The following is a 15,158-nucleotide window of genomic DNA, read 5'->3' as shown; positions in this document are numbered from 1 at the left end:
ATCCGGATATTCAAGGTTCACACCCGGTAGCTCATTTCGCTAAAAATCGCGCCGCGAACTCCTCAGCCCTCTCTGGCGTGACATAGAACGTTTGCTGACCAGCCTCTAGAAGCAGGGCCTGTGCTGGGCGAGCGGTCGTAGCTAAGGCCTGAACAGTGCTGCTGTCCAGGGTATAACGGCCCGTCACACTCCCGGATACTGCTGTGCCCCAGATCCGGGAGCCCAGGGGTTGCGTGGTGAGACGGGCCGTCGTCGTCGCATATGGAAAGATGTATCTTCGCAAGCCGGTATCCACCTGGAGGGCATCCGGCGTCCAGGTGTACCTCACTCCGGTCTTCTGACTGACGATGTAGAGCAGCGGGGGGAGGGTGAGCAGAATCAAGCCAATAGCCACGGACTCCATAGATCTCAGGGTACAGGTGGACTTGTGACCAGGCGGAGCAGAATGACGATGCAGGCCAGCTGAACCATCCCAAGGAAGTTCTGCGCCTTGACCTCATCCCGCGTCCGCACCCGACGAAAGCTCTGTAACCACGCAATCGTCCGCTCCACCTTCCACCGTCGTCGGTAGCGGCGCAGAGGACGTCCATCCTGAGTCTTCTTTCGATTCCTGCGATTGGGCGCGATCATCTCTATGCCAAGTGTCTCCAGTTCTACGTCGAGGCCATCACTGTCGTACGCCTTATCCCCAATCAATCGCTTCGGAAAGTCCATCCCGAACGAAGCCTCCAGGGTGTCGTGGACGAGCGTCACCTCAGCTGGACTGGCGCTGCTGGTGTGAACGGCGAGCGGCACGCCGCTCGCATCCACCATGATCATCACCTTGGTGCCTTTGCCCTTTTTTGTTGGCCCGACGTCCGCGCCCCTTTTTTGGCAGGGCTAAAGGTCCCATCGATGAAGGCTTCCCGGAGGTCCAGGAGGTGCTCCTCCTCGCCTAACTCGTACAACGCGGACAGGACGGTCGGGAAGACGTTCTGCTCGTTCCACTCCTGGAAACGATCATGGCAGGTGGTTTTGGACGGATACTCGCCCTTGGGAAGTGCGTCCCACTGCGCTCCCGTACGAAGGATCCAGAGAATCCCCTCCAGAACCTCACGGTCAGGTTGACGAGTACGACCTCGCCTGGTGCGCTTGACGGGCCTTGGAAGAAGTGGCGCCAGAACGGTCCATTGCTGATCAGTCAGCCGCATCATTGAAGTGTGCCGCCCCTTGGGGCGGCACACTGTCACTGAATTTCCGGATCGGCTCTACATCTATTTTGGAATGCCGCCGAAGTTTGCGATTTACATTTTGTCTGTTTTCGTACGAAGATGTTGATTGCACTTCAGGTAAGGTTTGGGCGCAGCCTGAGGAAATTTCTTGAGAGGTTCGATCCGCTAGAACAGACTCGTGACATCAGCATCAGATTGATGCAGGGTCCATGATGCTGAACGTCGCGCAAGTAGGATCAGCCAGTACTGCTATGCAACCGTCGGACATATTGAACGGCGCGACCAGCACTTTGCCACCCTGTTGCTGCGTCACTCGCACTGCCTGAGTATTCCTATATGGCCTTGGGCGCCTGACTGGATCGGCCCCAAGATGACCTGGTCACCTAAGCGTGTGCTCTGCATCCGCAGCGATGTGGCCACCGGCACAGCAGATTGGCCAGGCACTCGGCATCTCTGCGCCGGGAGGAAGAGGGGCAAGCCCCGTAGTTAGTTTTCCGTGTTGAAAGGCTATAGCGTAGTGACCGTAGTCCTCGCTTATTTCTCCGTATTACGCTGGGAATACGGACGCCTGAACACTCTGGCGAACCACCGCACGGGTTCACGGATTCCCGCGTATACCGTTGTCAATGGATGCGTTGCTTTATTTCTGAGTGTTACCGAGATCAGCAACGTAGCCAGGACATTCTGAGGCTGGAATCTCAGATCCCGCCAACAGGTTGACAGACAACGTTGTGTCTATTCCGAGCACGCAGGAAAAAGTAAACGGTGCGTCTTCAAGGCATTGCTTGCACGGAACATGAACAGCCGGTGGGCATCTGTAAGTCAGATCTCTGCTCACATCTGGCGGCCATAGACTCCACTAGTGGAAATGTTGTTTACGGCAGTCGTGGTAGGCATCGGCCTGCTTGATCTGCTGCTGTACCTGTTCATTCCCCGCCGCGTTCCACCACCGACTTGTCAGCTGACGCTGAAACATCCTCCAAGAAAGTCTGTTCCAGCTTCTGCCTGGGAAAGAAAGATCGTGACCTCTGTGCATGAGGTAATCTCTGAGCCTAGGCATCCTGGTATTCCATCGGGCAGGAATATCCCAGCGCATCCTGAAGTAAACTTCTGAACCTCATTTACTGAGAAGATCTGCCTTAAGCTTTCAGGGATAAAGACAAGCCGCCCGCCAACGTATCTATAGGACTTCTGCCACAAGCTCGAATTTTTTGATGATGCATTGATATTCAGGGTAGGTTACGGGACGCTCGCGATATCAATACTTCTATCTACATAGACTTTTCGTGGTTCGTTGTGAAAAATATACACCTCTGTTCGTTCTCGAAGTGAGAATCATTTGTAACCTGAAAATTAAGTATATGTTCGCTATCCGTCTACCTAAAGTTGACCTACCTCACAACAGGATTGTCACTTTTACTTCGATAGGGGCATAGAGAATGAGTTCCTATGAAGTGATGAGCCCTGAAATAATGACTGAGCCTTGATACGCCTAATGACTGTCAGCTGCCGTGAGCCAGCATAGGCTTTATACAGACCTGGCTCCAGAGTCGTCTGCTGGTCCTGCCGCAGAGCATCTGAGATGTACGGCCAGATTCTGTTGCCTGGACACTGCGAAGCGAATCTCCCAAGATGCCCATGTTGCGGCGACAACACATCTATCAAGGCCACGGGGTCATTGTCATGACAAGAGATGATGTACCTGGCGCCTAACTGCTGCGGCCTCAGGCAGACATCACCGTCCGAGGAGGTACCGTGCTCAGAATACTGCTTGCCATTGCTGCCCTTTCGTTCAGTGGGGCAAGTGCACAACCTGAACAGGTAGATACTCTTCGCGTCCAGACACAATTTGCGTCTGTTCCCCTGACGGAATTGCGTTCTGGGGGCCCGCCTCCAAATGGCATTCCGCCGCTGGGATTTCAGGGAGACTCGCAAGGCTTTCCCGATACCAAGGCGGCACAGTTCGAACCAGTGAAGGCGGCCGGCAGCTGGCTGGAGCCACGTGAACCCGTAATTCTTGTAACGGTTGCTGGCGAAACAGGCATTTTTCCGCTACAGGTCCTGTTATGGCACGAGATTGCGAACGTGACTCTGGGCAGGGTTCCTGTCGCTGTGACCTTCTGTCCGCTGTGCAACACGGCATTGGTTGCCGACCGCAGAATTCCGGTAGGGCAGGAGCAGCTGCGCCGCCTGAAAGGAAACCCCCAGGTCAAAGATGGCCGCGTGCTGGTGACTTTTGGTGTGTCTGGTCTGCTGTACAAAAGTGATCTTGTAATGTTCGACTCTGCTACCCATTCGCTGTGGTATCAGGCGATGGGTCGTGGCATTGTCGGCCCCCTCACCGGTACGCAATTGCGGGTCTACCCAAGCCTGATCGTGTCATTTGCGGAGGCCGCCCGCGATGCGCCGCAGGCACGGGTGCTCTCCAGGCGAACCGGGTATACCCGCGACTACGGCCGCAACCCCTATGTCGGCTACGACGACGTGGATGAGCCTCCGTTTCTGTACTCGGGGCCGCTGGACCGTCGTCTGGCGCCCAAGGAGCGGGTCGTGACCGTCAGTGCAGGTGAAGCGCATACTGCCTATCCTTTTCGGACCCTGGCACAGCAGCGCGTGGTGAATGACCACATCGCCACCATAGCCATTGTCGTGTTCTGGGCTCCTGGAACCCGAAGCGCTATGAATACGACAAGCGTGAACGAAGGCCGTGACGTCGGCTCAGGGGTCGTCTTCAGTCGTCGAGTCGGAGGACGTGATCTGACGTTCGAGAGTAGAAACGGCACTTTCCGTGACCGGGAGACAGGCAGCACGTGGTCCCTGACGGGACGTGCCACCGACGGGCCGCTGAGAGGCACCGCCCTGAAGCCTTTTGCCCATGGGAATCATTTCTGGTTTGCATGGGCTGCTTACGTACCTCGGACAGAAGTTTATCTGCCGCGTTGATCTGAAGCTGGGGAAAGCACTGATCACGCGAGATCTTCATGCTTGTTCTGGACTGATGGATGATATGTACCTCGGAGATGTGGTGAAGGGGTTCTGGAGGTACGCCAGCGCCATGTTCCTGGGTTGGGACTGGTCTGGGGCCACGTTGGCTGTTCGACTGGCTGCGTCGGTAGTATGTGTCATCCCTGCGCAGCTCCTTTCTGTGATCAGCTGTCCAGAGCTAACCCAACAAGGCCCTCCCGACACTTCGACATTTCCGGGTGAAGGGATATCCCTGAGGAAGTCGGGGGTGGAGTGGCCAACCTCCGGCGTCTGGACTGAGCCTGCCCACAAAATCTCCCGGCGGAATACGTTGGCTCGTGACTACGGGTGGGGCGCGTTCCCAGTATCACTACTGTGCCAGGCGCCCTGAAGCAGGCTCTGTCGACAGGCGAATTTCCCGCAGGACACGGTAAAGCCGTGTTTGACAGCACATGGTGCACCCTGATAGAGGTTGACCGTGACCCAATTGCCTGACAGGCCAGTTCTTCATCCGCGCGAGGTGAGCTTTCAGGAGGCGACTGCCGCCTGGGCCCGCATTGCCGCTCAGAGCTTTGGGGGCCCTGCTGGGCAGATCGCGGTGATGCACCGCATTCTGGTCGAAGAAAAACGCTGGATCAGTGAGGAACGCTTTCTGCATGCACTGAACTACTGCATGCTGCTGCCAGGCCCGGAAGCGCAGCAGTTGGCCATCTACATCGGCTGGCTGCTGAACGGCACGAAAGGAGGCATCGTCGCAGGATGCCTTTTCGTCCTGCCGGGCTTTATTTCCATCCTGATCCTTAGCATCATCTATGCGCTCTACCAGGAAACAACACTGGTGCAGGCTGTGTTTTTCGGGCTCAAGGCCGCTGTCCTGGTCATCGTCCTTGACGCTGTTCTCCGGATAGGAAAGCGGGCCCTGAAGCACCCTCTTCTTGTTGTGCTCGCAGGAGTGGCGTTCGTTTCCATCTTCTTCTTCAACGTGCCGTTTCCTCTCGTGGTTCTTGGAGCAGGCCTGATCGGGTATTTCGGCAGCCGGGTGCGTCCAGAGGTGTTTCAGGGAAACGGCGGGCACGGCAGCAGTGCACACGGAGAGGAGGTCAGGGACGCCGTCATCACTGCAGAAACCGCCACCCGCGTAACTCCAAGCTGGAACAGGTTTTTTCGGATCACTGCGATCGGACTGGCCACATGGTTTGGTCCTCTGCTGCTTGTCGGAGCACTGTTCGGCTTTAGCAGCGTCTTCTGGCTGATGGCCAAGTTCTTCAGCCAGATGGCAGTGGTGACTTTCGGCGGTGCCTACGCCGTACTGGCTTACGTGGCTCAGGAGGCTGTGCAGGTCTTCGGGTGGCTCAAGCCGGGCGAAATGCTCAACGGTCTGGGCATGGCAGAAACGACTCCTGGTCCGTTGATCCAGGTGGTGCAGTACGTGGGTTTCATGGGCGCCTTCCGGGATCCTGAGGGCCTGACTCCACTGGCTGCAGGCATCCTGGCATCGGTGGTTGTTACCTGGGCAACCTACGCTCCTTGTTTCCTGTGGATTTTCCTGGGAGCTCCGTATATCGAGCAGTTGCGTGGCAACAAGGCCCTGTCTGGCGCCTTAACCGCTATTACAGCGGCGGTAGTGGGCGTCATCCTCAATCTCAGTGTGTGGTTTGCTCTCAATACCCTGTTCTCCAGGGTGGGGGAGACGCACCTGGGACCCCTGCGCCTGTACACACCGGACTGGAGCACCCTGAATATCCCTTCGCTGGTACTGGCCGTCATCGCGGGGATCGCCCTCTTCCGCTTCAAGCTGGGCGCAATCCCCACGCTGGCCCTGACCACGGTTCTTGGTGCGGCTTTTGTCCTCCTGACCCGGAGTGGGGGGTGACGACTGGCATCGCGGCTCAACCGTCTAAGGCTCTGCCCGTATGACTTTCCTCTTGTCCGGCGCTCAACTCCGCTTCATGTGAAGGGACCCATTCGCACCCTGTCAACCGGCTTCTGCCATAACAGACACAGGTCCGCTGAAAGGGGGCTGGCACACTCCAACTGGTCCATTCAGCCAAGTGCAGCAGCCCGGCCATCCGGGTACCGAGGGTTATGCTGAGAGTACAAAGACTTTGGCCAGGAGGACTGTCCTGATGTCAGCTCCCCACTTGAACGTGAATACGCTGCGCGAGCCGCCCACGAACTGGCGGCCGACAGGTCAGGGGGAGCGTTGCTACACACCTTTCTTTCTCTTCTTGAACGCGTGATGCCCCAGAACCTGAGAGCGGCAGAAGGTGCCACCCACAGATCTGGGGTTCAGGCCGATCACGGTCTATCAGTCAGGTTGTCTGTATGAGGCGTGCTGCCTCCGACCGTTTCCGGGCCGCCCTGTTCGCTGCCTTTCAGGCGGCGGTGCAGGCTGCACATCCGTCACAGGCCATCCGGGATGTGGCGCTGCCAGAGTGCTCCGGGCGCACGGTCATCCTGAGCACCGGAAAAGCAGCAATCAGCATGGCGCAGGAAGTCCGCAACCGCTTAGGTGGACCGGTCAGTGGCGTGGTGATCGCCCGGCAGGAGGAACTTCCGGCCACGGTGCAGGACCTGAGGGTCATGGCCGGCACCCACCCTGAGCCGGGCGAGGCCAGCGTACGTGCTGGCAAAGCCGCATTTCAGGCAGTGCAGAACCTGCGCCCTGAGGACCTGCTGCTGTGCTTGATCTCCGGAGGAGCGTCCTCGCTGATGTGTGCCCCTCAGGGCGTCACGCTGCAGCAGAAGGCGCAGCTCACCCGCGCCCTGCTGCACTGCGGCGCCAGCATTCATGAGATCAACGCGGTTCGCAAGCACCTTTCGCGCATCAAGGGGGGCCAGCTTGCCGCCGCTGCCTTTCCCGCCCGGGTGGTGTCCCTGATCGTGTCCGACGTGGTGGGCGATGACCTGTCCGTGATCGCCAGCGGTCCAACCGCGCCGGACCCAAGCACCTACGCCGATGCCCTGGCTGTCCTGGACCGCTACGGGCTTCAGGCTCCCGAAGCCCGCGAGCACCTTTCACAAGGCCGCCGGGGCGACTGGCCGGAAACGCCCACATATGGCGACCCGGCGTTTGCACGCGTGGAAAACCGAGTGATTGCCAGTGGACCGGTGGCCTTGGGCGCTGGCGCTGCTGCATTGCACCTTTCCGGCTGGGAAGCGCGCATCTGGCGCGATGATGTCACCGGCGACGCACGCCAGGCTGCGGCCGAACATGCCCGTGAAGCCCGGCTTCTCAAGCCCGGCGCTGCGATACTGAGTGGTGGAGAGACCACGACAGTCGTGCGTGCCGGGGCCGGGCGTGGTGGACGGAACCTGGAATTCCTGTTGGCACTTGCCCTCGAAGACCCTGATGTGTACGCTCTGGCTGCCGACACTGACGGCATTGATGGCAGCAGCTCAGCAGCCGGCGCTGTGGTGACCCCGGATACACTCGAGCGAGCCGCAGCACTTGGACTCGACCCGCGCGCCGCCTTGGAAGGCAGTGATGCACACTCGTTTTTTGAGGCCCTCGGCGATTTGGTTCAGACTGGACCGACAGGAACCAATGTCAACGATTTCCGGTGCATCCTTCGCCCGGCCCTGGAGGGCAGCTGATCCGGATACGGTTTGTATGGGTCTTTGCTGCAGGCTTTCTGCTTGGAAGTTCAGGGATTCACCCCACGAATAGTCGCGACTGGACCGTCACAATTGCAGCCTTTCCGCACGCTTTCAGATGCAGGGAAGCAGTGGGATAAAACACGAGGTGGCCTCCGAGGGAGGCCACTTCGTGTCTGACTATGGTTATGGCTCAGGACGCAGGATTCGTGCGGCGCTCGCGAATTCGTTCCTGCCGTCTGCCCTGCAGCACCAGATAGAGGGCTGGAACGACCGCCAGGGTCAGTACGGTGGAAGATGTCAGCCCACCAATAACGGTAATCGCCAGCGGCTGTCCTACAATGCCCGCGCTCTCGGAGAGCCCCAGGGCAAGAGGAACCAGAGCAAAGATGGTGGCCAGGGCAGTCATCACGATACCCAGAGCTGCACTCGCCGCCAGGGCTAACGCTGTGTCAAAGCCTGAGGTTCGGCACGGCATTGAGCTACATCTGGATAGTGAGTAGGTCAGCCTCTGGCTCCTCGGGCCAGTGGGTGTAACCGCGTCAAGCTGAGAGAAATGCGGCAGGGACACCTCCGAAGACATGTCCCTGCACGGTAGTTCCTGAAGCGCTCAGGTGTACTTGAGCGCTTCCATCAGCTCTTCGACTATTTCGACACTGTCGCCCCGGGTCGAGGCAGTGGCAACATGGGCCTCAAGGTGGCCGCGAAGAACAACCTCGCCCGCTCCGCTCAGGGCGCCTTGCACTGCCTTGAGCTGCCGCAGCACGTCCACGCAGTAGGCGTCATCCTTTTCCAGCATGGTTACAATGCTGTCGAGGTGGCCGCGGGCGATTTTCAGCCGCCGCGCTGCACGCTTACGGGAATCTTCGGGCATGCACAGATGCCCTGCAGCCGGCGTGTGGCACGCTGCGGTTTTGTCCTTCGCGGCCGTCACGTTACTGACAGACCTGCGCGCCGTATCCTTCCTCAGTGACGGCCGCGATCAGGGCCTGGGCGTCCACGTCGCCCTCTACAGCAGCCGTGCCACCTTTCAGGTCAACGCGGACGTCCTGAACGCCGGGAACGTCTTTGAGCGCATTTTTCACGGCCGTTTCGCAGTGTCCGCAGGTCATCCCACTCACAATCAGTTCAGTTGTCATGTCAACAGGGTAGACCCAGGCGGGGGGGATGTCAAGATGAAGGATCGCATGCTTGAAGCCCTGCGTCGTCACAGAACCTTGTTCATACTCCGAATCCAGCGTATGCTTGATCCGTACCCCCCGGAGGGGGATAGGAGAGACCATGACCAAAACAGTGGAACTCGGCGTGCAGGGCATGACCTGCGCCAGTTGTGTCGGCCGCGTCGAACGTGGACTAAGCAAGGTTGAGGGTGTCGACCAGGCAACCGTCAACCTGGCCACCGAACGCGCCACCGTCTCGTATGACCCCGAGAAAACCAGTCCCCAGGCGCTGATGGACAAGGTCAGGGCGATTGGTTACGAGCCTGTGGTGGGGACGCTTGAACTCGGCGTGCAGGGCATGACCTGCGCCAACTGTGTCGGCCGCGTCGAACGTACTCTGAAAAAGGTCGATGGAGTGCTGGAAGCCAACGTCAACCTTGCTACCGAGCGGGCGAGTATCCGGTACCTGCCGGCCAGCGTCAGCCCCGGGCAGCTCAAGGCCGCCGTGCGAGCGTCCGGCTACGAGATCCTCGAAAACGAGGCTGGGAAAGACCGCACAGACCAGGAACGCGAAGTCCGGGAACGGGAAGTTCAGGGACTGCGCCGCGCCGTCATCTTCAGCGCCGTTTTCGCTGTTCCGCTGTTGCTGCTGGCTATGGTGCCGATGCTGTATATGCCCTTTCATATGTGGCTGACGGGTTACGTGGACATGGGCACGCTGAACTGGATCATGCTGGCGCTCGCCGCTCCCGTCCAGTTCGGTCCCGGTCTGCGCTTTTACCGTCTCGGCTGGAAAAGCCTGACGCACCGTTCACCTGACATGAACAGCCTGGTCATGATCGGTACTTCCGCCGCGTTCTTTTACAGCCTGCTGGTGACCGTCGCACCTCAGATTTTCCCTGAAGGCACCGCGCACGTGTATTACGAGGCCAGCGCTGTTGTCATCACCCTGATTCTGCTGGGCAAATACTTCGAGGCCATCGCCAAGGGACGCAGCAGCGAAGCCATGAAGAAGCTGCTCTCCCTGCAGCCCAAAACCGCCCGTGTTGTCCGGCAGGGGCAGGAACACGAAGTTCCCACCGATGAAGTCCTGATAGGCGATCTGCTGGCGGTGCGCCCCGGCGAGAAAATCCCGGTGGACGGTGAAGTTACGGGCGGCAACAGCTTTGTCGACGAGAGCATGATCACCGGCGAGCCCGTCCCTGTGAACAAACAGGCTGGCTCAAGCGTCGTAGGCGGCACCATCAACCAGAATGGGGCCCTTACGTTCAAAGCCACCAGGGTCGGTGCTGATACCGCGCTGGCCCAGATCATCAAGCTGGTCGAAACGGCCCAGGGCAGCAAGCCTCCGATTCAGGGGCTGGCCGATAAGGTGGTCAGTGTCTTCGTACCTGTCGTGCTGGGGATCGCAGCCCTGACCTTCGTGCTGTGGATGATTTTTGGTGGGCAGACCGCCCTGAGCTTCGCGCTGGTCAACACGGTCGCGGTACTGATCATTGCCTGTCCCTGCGCCATGGGCCTTGCAACACCCACCAGCATCATGGTCGGCACCGGCAAGGCTGCGGAGCTGGGCGTGCTGTTCCGCAACGGATCGGCGCTTGAAGGTCTTCAGGGTGTTCAGGTGGTGGCCGTCGATAAAACAGGCACGCTGACCAGGGGCAGGCCTGAACTCACTGATCTGGTGACCACCCCAGCATTTGACCGCCAGCAGGTCCTTGGTCTTGTCGCGGCCGCCGAGGCGCAAAGTGAGCATCCCATCGCCCAGGCGATTGTCGAGGCGGCCAGGCGTGAAGGAATTACCCCTCTGACAACGGACCACTTTGAAGCCGTACCGGGATTTGGTCTGGAAGCGCGTGTGGCAGGACACCTGGTGCAGATCGGCGCCGACCGGTACATGACCCGGCTTGGCCTCGACACTGGAGCTTTTACCGCGCAGGCTCATCAGCTGGGTGACGAAGGCAAGTCCCCAATGTACGCCGCCATCGACGGGCAGCTTGCAGCCATCATTGCGGTGGCAGACCCGATCAAGGAAGGCAGCTTCGAAGCGGTCCGTGCACTGCACCGCCAGGGTCTGAAGGTCGCGATGATCACCGGCGACAACGGGCGCACCGCCCACGCCATCGCGCGGCAACTGGGCATCGACGAGGTCCTTGCAGAAGTGCTGCCCAGCGGCAAGAGCGACGCGGTGAAAGCCCTTCAGGCCCAGGGGCACAAGGTGGCCTTCGTAGGTGACGGCATCAACGACGCGCCCGCCCTGGCCCAGGCCGATGTTGGTCTGGCAATCGGCACCGGTACTGACGTAGCCGTGGAGACCGCCGACGTGATCCTCATGAGCGGCGACCTGCGTGGTGTACCGAACGCCTACGCGCTTTCACGGGCGACCCTGCGCAATATCCGCCTGAACCTGTTCTGGGCCTTCGCGTACAACGTCATCCTGATACCAGTGGCGGCGGGTGTGCTCTACCCTACGTTCGGCTGGCTGCTCAGTCCGGTCCTGGCCGCCGCAGCAATGGGATTTTCCAGTGTCTTTGTGCTGACCAATGCGCTTCGCCTGCGCGGCTTCCGCCCGCCGGTCCGGCCAGACCACGTGCCCGCACACACGCCTGCGTCTTCTCCTCTCCACGCCTGAATAATGGCTCTGCCGGGGCACGCCCCCTCTCCTGAAAGGACATCTGATGACCAAACTGACTGTAGGCCCCTGGATCGCTGCTCAGAAGCTGCCCAACCGTGATGTCGCGCGTGACCGTCAGGCGTTTCTCGAACGTGTCCGGACCCGCGACGAGACCCCTAGTGTGGCGGGCTTCCCGCTCGTCGGCCTGGGGGGCAGCTGCGGAAAGCCGTGCTTTGCCCTGCCGTACGTTCTGAGCTGGACCGACGAGAACACCAGGCGCCTGGAAGAGGTCGCCGACAGATACGACTGCTACGTCGAGTACGGCGTGTATCCGCACCTGAAACTTCGGGAGAACGATCAGGAAGTTGGGGCGGTGCAGGACTGGACGACCTTTGCCATGGTCTACCTCAGGCCCGGTTATGAGCGTGCCCAGGAACTTCTTGTGGACCTCGCTGAAACACTCCGGCCGCAGGAAATGACCACTAACCCGAAGTGAAGCCTCCAGGAGGGTTGTTCAGCCGGTTGGCCGGCTCCAGCAAACGATGATGAACCGGAGCTGATCGTCGCGCGAGACCAGGCAGATCGCAGGGCGGTCTGCCTGACCCTTTTATTCCCCTTGTCTTGAGGTGGCAGTGCCTTGAAGGATGCCGCTGGCCTCAACCGCTGGTCGTATATGGGATCTCCCTACGCGTACAGGCGACATGGAAGGTCCTGGAACCCAGCGACCGGGCCATGTCTCGGCAAAGCGTTGCCGGCACGCTCAGCACGAGAAAAGAGGCTGACTTACCACTCTGCAACACTGCCGTCCGCGTGCCGCCACAGTGGATTGCGCCAGCGATGCTCCGTGGCAGCCTGAGCGCGCACGAAATCCTCATCCACCTCTATCCCCAGCCCCGGACCCTGGGGAAGACCCACGTATCCGTCCGCGTACTGGAAGACGCTCTTGTCTTTCACGTAATCGAGCAGGTCACTGCCCTGGTTGTAATGAATCCCGAGGCTCTGCTCCTGAATCGCAGCATTGTGTGCCACAGCGTCCACCTGAAGGCAGGCGGCCAGCGCAATCGGGCCCAGGGGGCAGTGCGGGGCGAGAGCGACGTCATAGGCTTCGGCCATCGACGCGATCTTGCGGCACTCCGTGATGCCTCCTGCGTGCGACAGGTCCGGTTGAATCACGTCCACCAGGCCCTCGTGCAGCATTGCCTTGAATTCCCACCGGGAGTACAGCCGTTCGCCGAGCGCCAGAGGCGTAGTGGTGACACGCCGGATCTCCCGCAGAGCTTCAATGTTTTCACTCAGCACCGGCTCTTCGATAAACATCAGGCGCATAGGGTCAAGTTCCCGGGCCAGCACCCGCGCCATCGGCAGGTGAAGGCGACCGTGGAAGTCCACAGCGATGCCAAAGTCCGGCGTGGTCGCGTCGCGTACAGCCTGCACCCGGTTCAGCACGCTGTCGATCTTGGAATGGACGTCCAGGTACGTCATTTCCTCGGTGGCATTCATTTTGATCGCCGTAAACCCTGCGCTCATCGCGGCGTGGGCTGCCGCAGCCACATCGGAAGGCCGGTCGCCTCCGATCCAGGAGTACACCCGCATCCGGTCACGGCACTGTCCACCCAACAGGCTGTGTACGGGCGCGCCAAAGACCTTGCCCTTGATGTCCCACAGTGCCTGATCGATCCCGGCAATGGCGCTCATGAACACGGCCCCACCGCGGTAGAAGCCGCCCCGGTGCATCAGTTGCCAGAGGTCCTCGATGCGTCCTGGATCCCGCCCGACAATCAGATCGGCCAGCTCGTTCACGGCAGCCTGCACGGTGTGCGCACGCCCCTCCACCACCGGCTCGCCCCATCCGCTGACGCCTTCATCCGTTTCGATCTTGAGAAACAGCCACCGGGGCGGTACGAGAAACGACTCGAGACGGGTGATTTTCATAGGGTCCTCCCGGCAGCCACCAGATGCTGTGCCTGCTGTCTTACCGCATCCCAGTCCGGTGCAGTCCAGTCTGTTCGGGTCAGGGCGCCGCCCACACCCGCTCCATTCGCTCCGGCGGCGAAGTAGGAAGAGACGTTCCCCGCGTGTATGCCTCCCACAGCGATCAGGGGAGCTTGCGGGTAGGGGCCGCGCAGCTGCCGCAGGTACTCCGGACCGAGGATGCCGGCGGGAAATACCTTCACGGCAGCGCTGCCAAGCGCAAGCGCCTGGGCGATTTCGGTGGGCGTCAGGGCGCCCATCAGCAATCCCAGCCCACGCTCGTGGGCCGCTGCCGCAACCTCCGGCACGACATGCGGCGTAACCAGAAAATCTGCGCCCGCGTCCTGAGCGTGAGCAGCCAGTTCAGAGGTGACCACCGTACCGGCGCCCAACGGCAGCTCCAGTCCGAGAGCCGCCCGGACAGCACGGAGGGCTTCGAGTCCATGCGCGTCACTGAGCGCCACCTCGAACAGCCTGATCCCTTCCTCGTGCAACGTCTCCACCAGACGCGGTGCGTGCGTAGCAGGCACCCCGCGCAGGATGGCCAGCAACCGGTGCTGGCCAAGCAGTTCGGACAGCTCAGGCATGCGCGCTTTCTTCCACGGCGTCAATCAGGCCCTGCAGGTACGTTGCACCCAGTGCCCGGTCGTACAGACCGTAGCCGGGCCGCCCGGTTTCGCCCCAGATCATCCGGCCATGGTCCGGGCGAATCGGGACTCCGGGGCGCAGGCGCGCGAGCTTCATCACTGTCTTGGCCAGCTGCACGTTTCCATGAGCGCTGATGTGGGCCACCTCGTCAAAATCCCGCTCTGCGATCCGGCGCACATTACGCGCGTGCACAAAATGAATGCGGTTTGCGAAGCGGTCCACCATGGCAGGAAGATCATGGCCTGACCACGCGCCGAGCGAGCCGGTACAGAACGTCAGGCCGTTGTGCTCGTCCGGCGCAGCGTTCAGCAGGAACTCCAGATCGTCCGCCGTGCTTACCACACGTGGCAGGCCCAGCACTGGCCAGGGCGGGTCATCCGGGTGAATCGCAAGTTTGACGTTCAGCCGCGCCGCTTCCGGGACCACGGCCTGCAGGAAGTAAGCCAGGTTGGCCCTGAGCTTCGCGGCATCGATGTCCGTGTACGCCGCACGCAGCGCCTGAAGTTCCTGCACCGTGTAAGCTTCTGCCCAACCTGGAAGTGCAGGAGGCTCATCCCCTGGTGTGGCGTCGACGTCCGCCTGGCGGAACGTGAGGGTGGTGCTGCCGTCCGGCAGCCGCATGGCGAGATCTGTGCGGGTCCAGTCGAACACCGGCATGAAGTTGTAGCAGACCACCCGGATGCCCTCGGCGGCGACCGCTTCCAGACATGAGATAAACGCCTGGATACGTCCGTCGCGGTGCGCATTGCCGAGTTTGATGTCCTCGTGGACAGGAATGCTCTCGATGACACTCAGCTGCAGTCCAGCGGATTCCACCTGCGCACGCAGGGCGGCAACGTCCGGACGCGTCCAGGGCACCCCGGGAGGCACGTCATGCAAGGCACTCACGATACCGGTCAGGTTGGGGACCTGCCGGAGTTTCCAAAGGGGGACCGGGTCAGCCGGGCCGAACCAGCGCATGGTCATCTGCATGGGATCTGTCCTTCCTTGAGGTCG

Annotated in this window: 14 protein-coding genes; 6 read left to right on the top strand and 8 right to left on the bottom strand. The window is 60.5% G+C overall.

The window, feature by feature from the left end; translation table 11 throughout:
- Nucleotides 1-31: 31 nt before the first annotated feature.
- Together DEIDE_RS14630 and DEIDE_RS18725 are read right to left on the bottom strand one after the other, a co-directional pair.
- The gene (locus DEIDE_RS14630; RefSeq protein WP_012694753.1) at nucleotides 32-403 is read right to left on the bottom strand and encodes a PH domain-containing protein; all 372 of its coding nucleotides are present in this window, start codon (nucleotides 401-403) and stop codon (nucleotides 32-34) included.
- A gap of 5 nt (nucleotides 404-408) precedes the next feature.
- Nucleotides 409-1,193, bottom strand: a protein-coding gene (locus DEIDE_RS18725) for an IS5-like element ISDds9 family transposase (protein ID WP_162485672.1) whose coding sequence is annotated in 2 segments (ribosomal slippage) — nucleotides 409-845 and nucleotides 845-1,193 — 786 coding nt in all. Because the reading frame shifts where the segments join, the coding sequence is not laid out codon by codon here.
- Nucleotides 1,194-2,073: 880 nt separating this feature from the next.
- Between DEIDE_RS18725 and DEIDE_RS19245 the strand changes: the two genes are divergently transcribed.
- The 4 genes from DEIDE_RS19245 (at nucleotide 2,074) to DEIDE_RS14600 (ending at nucleotide 7,772) form a co-directional block, all read left to right on the top strand.
- Nucleotides 2,074-2,325, top strand: a complete 252-nt coding sequence (locus DEIDE_RS19245; protein ID WP_162485671.1) for a hypothetical protein — start codon at nucleotides 2,074-2,076, stop codon at nucleotides 2,323-2,325.
- A 641-nt stretch (nucleotides 2,326-2,966) separates the two neighbouring features.
- Entirely contained in the window at nucleotides 2,967-4,154 is a 1,188-nt protein-coding gene (locus DEIDE_RS14615; protein ID WP_012694750.1) for a DUF3179 domain-containing protein, read from the top strand.
- Nucleotides 4,155-4,653: 499 nt separating this feature from the next.
- The gene (chrA, locus tag DEIDE_RS14605) at nucleotides 4,654-6,048 is read left to right on the top strand and encodes a chromate efflux transporter (protein WP_012694748.1); all 1,395 of its coding nucleotides are present in this window, start codon (nucleotides 4,654-4,656) and stop codon (nucleotides 6,046-6,048) included.
- A gap of 452 nt (nucleotides 6,049-6,500) precedes the next feature.
- Nucleotides 6,501-7,772: a glycerate kinase type-2 family protein gene (locus DEIDE_RS14600; protein WP_012694747.1), complete on the top strand. Its 1,272-nt coding sequence runs from the start codon at nucleotides 6,501-6,503 to the stop codon at nucleotides 7,770-7,772.
- Between the two features lie 193 nt (nucleotides 7,773-7,965).
- On the opposite strand, the gene DEIDE_RS19655 is transcribed toward DEIDE_RS14600, so the two are convergent.
- The 3 genes from DEIDE_RS19655 to DEIDE_RS14585 form a co-directional block, all read right to left on the bottom strand.
- Nucleotides 7,966-8,181 (bottom strand): efflux RND transporter permease subunit, encoded by a 216-nt coding sequence (locus DEIDE_RS19655; RefSeq protein WP_041227756.1) that lies wholly within the window; start codon nucleotides 8,179-8,181, stop codon nucleotides 7,966-7,968.
- Nucleotides 8,182-8,382: 201 nt separating this feature from the next.
- Complete coding sequence (locus DEIDE_RS14590) at nucleotides 8,383-8,646, bottom strand: metal-sensitive transcriptional regulator (RefSeq protein WP_041227827.1); 264 nt, start codon at nucleotides 8,644-8,646, stop codon at nucleotides 8,383-8,385.
- A 61-nt stretch (nucleotides 8,647-8,707) separates the two neighbouring features.
- Nucleotides 8,708-8,911: a CopZ family metallochaperone gene (locus tag DEIDE_RS14585; RefSeq protein ID WP_012694744.1), complete on the bottom strand. Its 204-nt coding sequence runs from the start codon at nucleotides 8,909-8,911 to the stop codon at nucleotides 8,708-8,710.
- 142 nt (nucleotides 8,912-9,053) lie between these two features.
- On the opposite strand from DEIDE_RS14585, the gene DEIDE_RS14580 reads away from it, so the two are divergent.
- Complete coding sequence (locus DEIDE_RS14580; protein WP_012694743.1) at nucleotides 9,054-11,561, top strand: heavy metal translocating P-type ATPase; 2,508 nt, start codon at nucleotides 9,054-9,056, stop codon at nucleotides 11,559-11,561.
- 46 nt (nucleotides 11,562-11,607) lie between these two features.
- Entirely contained in the window at nucleotides 11,608-12,039 is a 432-nt protein-coding gene (locus DEIDE_RS14575) for a hypothetical protein (RefSeq protein ID WP_012694742.1), read from the top strand.
- A 287-nt stretch (nucleotides 12,040-12,326) separates the two neighbouring features.
- Here DEIDE_RS14575 and dgoD read toward each other — a convergent pair whose 3' ends face one another.
- Genes dgoD through uxuA form a run of 3 tightly spaced genes read right to left on the bottom strand, consistent with a single transcriptional unit; the run spans nucleotide 12,327 to nucleotide 15,134 of the window.
- On the bottom strand, nucleotides 12,327-13,475 hold the full coding sequence (gene dgoD / locus DEIDE_RS14570; RefSeq protein ID WP_012694741.1) for a galactonate dehydratase: 1,149 nt from the start codon (nucleotides 13,473-13,475) through the stop codon (nucleotides 12,327-12,329).
- Complete coding sequence (locus tag DEIDE_RS14565; RefSeq protein WP_012694740.1) at nucleotides 13,472-14,101, bottom strand: bifunctional 4-hydroxy-2-oxoglutarate aldolase/2-dehydro-3-deoxy-phosphogluconate aldolase; 630 nt, start codon at nucleotides 14,099-14,101, stop codon at nucleotides 13,472-13,474. The genes dgoD and DEIDE_RS14565 overlap by 4 nt, the downstream gene beginning before the upstream one ends.
- Complete coding sequence (gene uxuA, locus DEIDE_RS14560; RefSeq protein ID WP_012694739.1) at nucleotides 14,094-15,134, bottom strand: mannonate dehydratase; 1,041 nt, start codon at nucleotides 15,132-15,134, stop codon at nucleotides 14,094-14,096. Before uxuA ends, DEIDE_RS14565 begins: the two co-directional genes overlap by 8 nt.
- Nucleotides 15,135-15,158 lie beyond the last annotated feature (24 nt).

Origin of the sequence: Deinococcus deserti VCD115, from assembly GCF_000020685.1 — a bacterium.
GTDB classification, from domain to species: domain Bacteria; phylum Deinococcota; class Deinococci; order Deinococcales; family Deinococcaceae; genus Deinococcus; species Deinococcus deserti.
This window is presented reverse-complemented; position numbering and strand designations above follow the sequence as displayed.

What these genes read in the sequence shown, in the direction of transcription:
- DEIDE_RS14630 (WP_012694753.1), bottom strand. Translation starts at nt 403, where the DNA reads ATGGAGTCCGTGGCTATTGGCTTGATTCTGCTCACCCTCCCCCCGCTG.
- dgoD (WP_012694741.1), bottom strand. Translation starts at nt 13,475, where the DNA reads ATGAAAATCACCCGTCTCGAGTCGTTTCTCGTACCGCCCCGGTGGCTG.
- DEIDE_RS14585 (WP_012694744.1), bottom strand. Translation starts at nt 8,911, where the DNA reads ATGACAACTGAACTGATTGTGAGTGGGATGACCTGCGGACACTGCGAA.
- DEIDE_RS14600 (WP_012694747.1), top strand. Translation starts at nt 6,501, where the DNA reads ATGAGGCGTGCTGCCTCCGACCGTTTCCGGGCCGCCCTGTTCGCTGCC.
- DEIDE_RS14575 (WP_012694742.1), top strand. Translation starts at nt 11,608, where the DNA reads ATGACCAAACTGACTGTAGGCCCCTGGATCGCTGCTCAGAAGCTGCCC.
- DEIDE_RS14580 (WP_012694743.1), top strand. Translation starts at nt 9,054, where the DNA reads ATGACCAAAACAGTGGAACTCGGCGTGCAGGGCATGACCTGCGCCAGT.
- DEIDE_RS14565 (WP_012694740.1), bottom strand. Translation starts at nt 14,101, where the DNA reads ATGCCTGAGCTGTCCGAACTGCTTGGCCAGCACCGGTTGCTGGCCATC.
- uxuA (WP_012694739.1), bottom strand. Translation starts at nt 15,134, where the DNA reads ATGCAGATGACCATGCGCTGGTTCGGCCCGGCTGACCCGGTCCCCCTT.
- DEIDE_RS19655 (WP_041227756.1), bottom strand. Translation starts at nt 8,181, where the DNA reads ATGACTGCCCTGGCCACCATCTTTGCTCTGGTTCCTCTTGCCCTGGGG.
- DEIDE_RS14590 (WP_041227827.1), bottom strand. Translation starts at nt 8,646, where the DNA reads ATGCCCGAAGATTCCCGTAAGCGTGCAGCGCGGCGGCTGAAAATCGCC.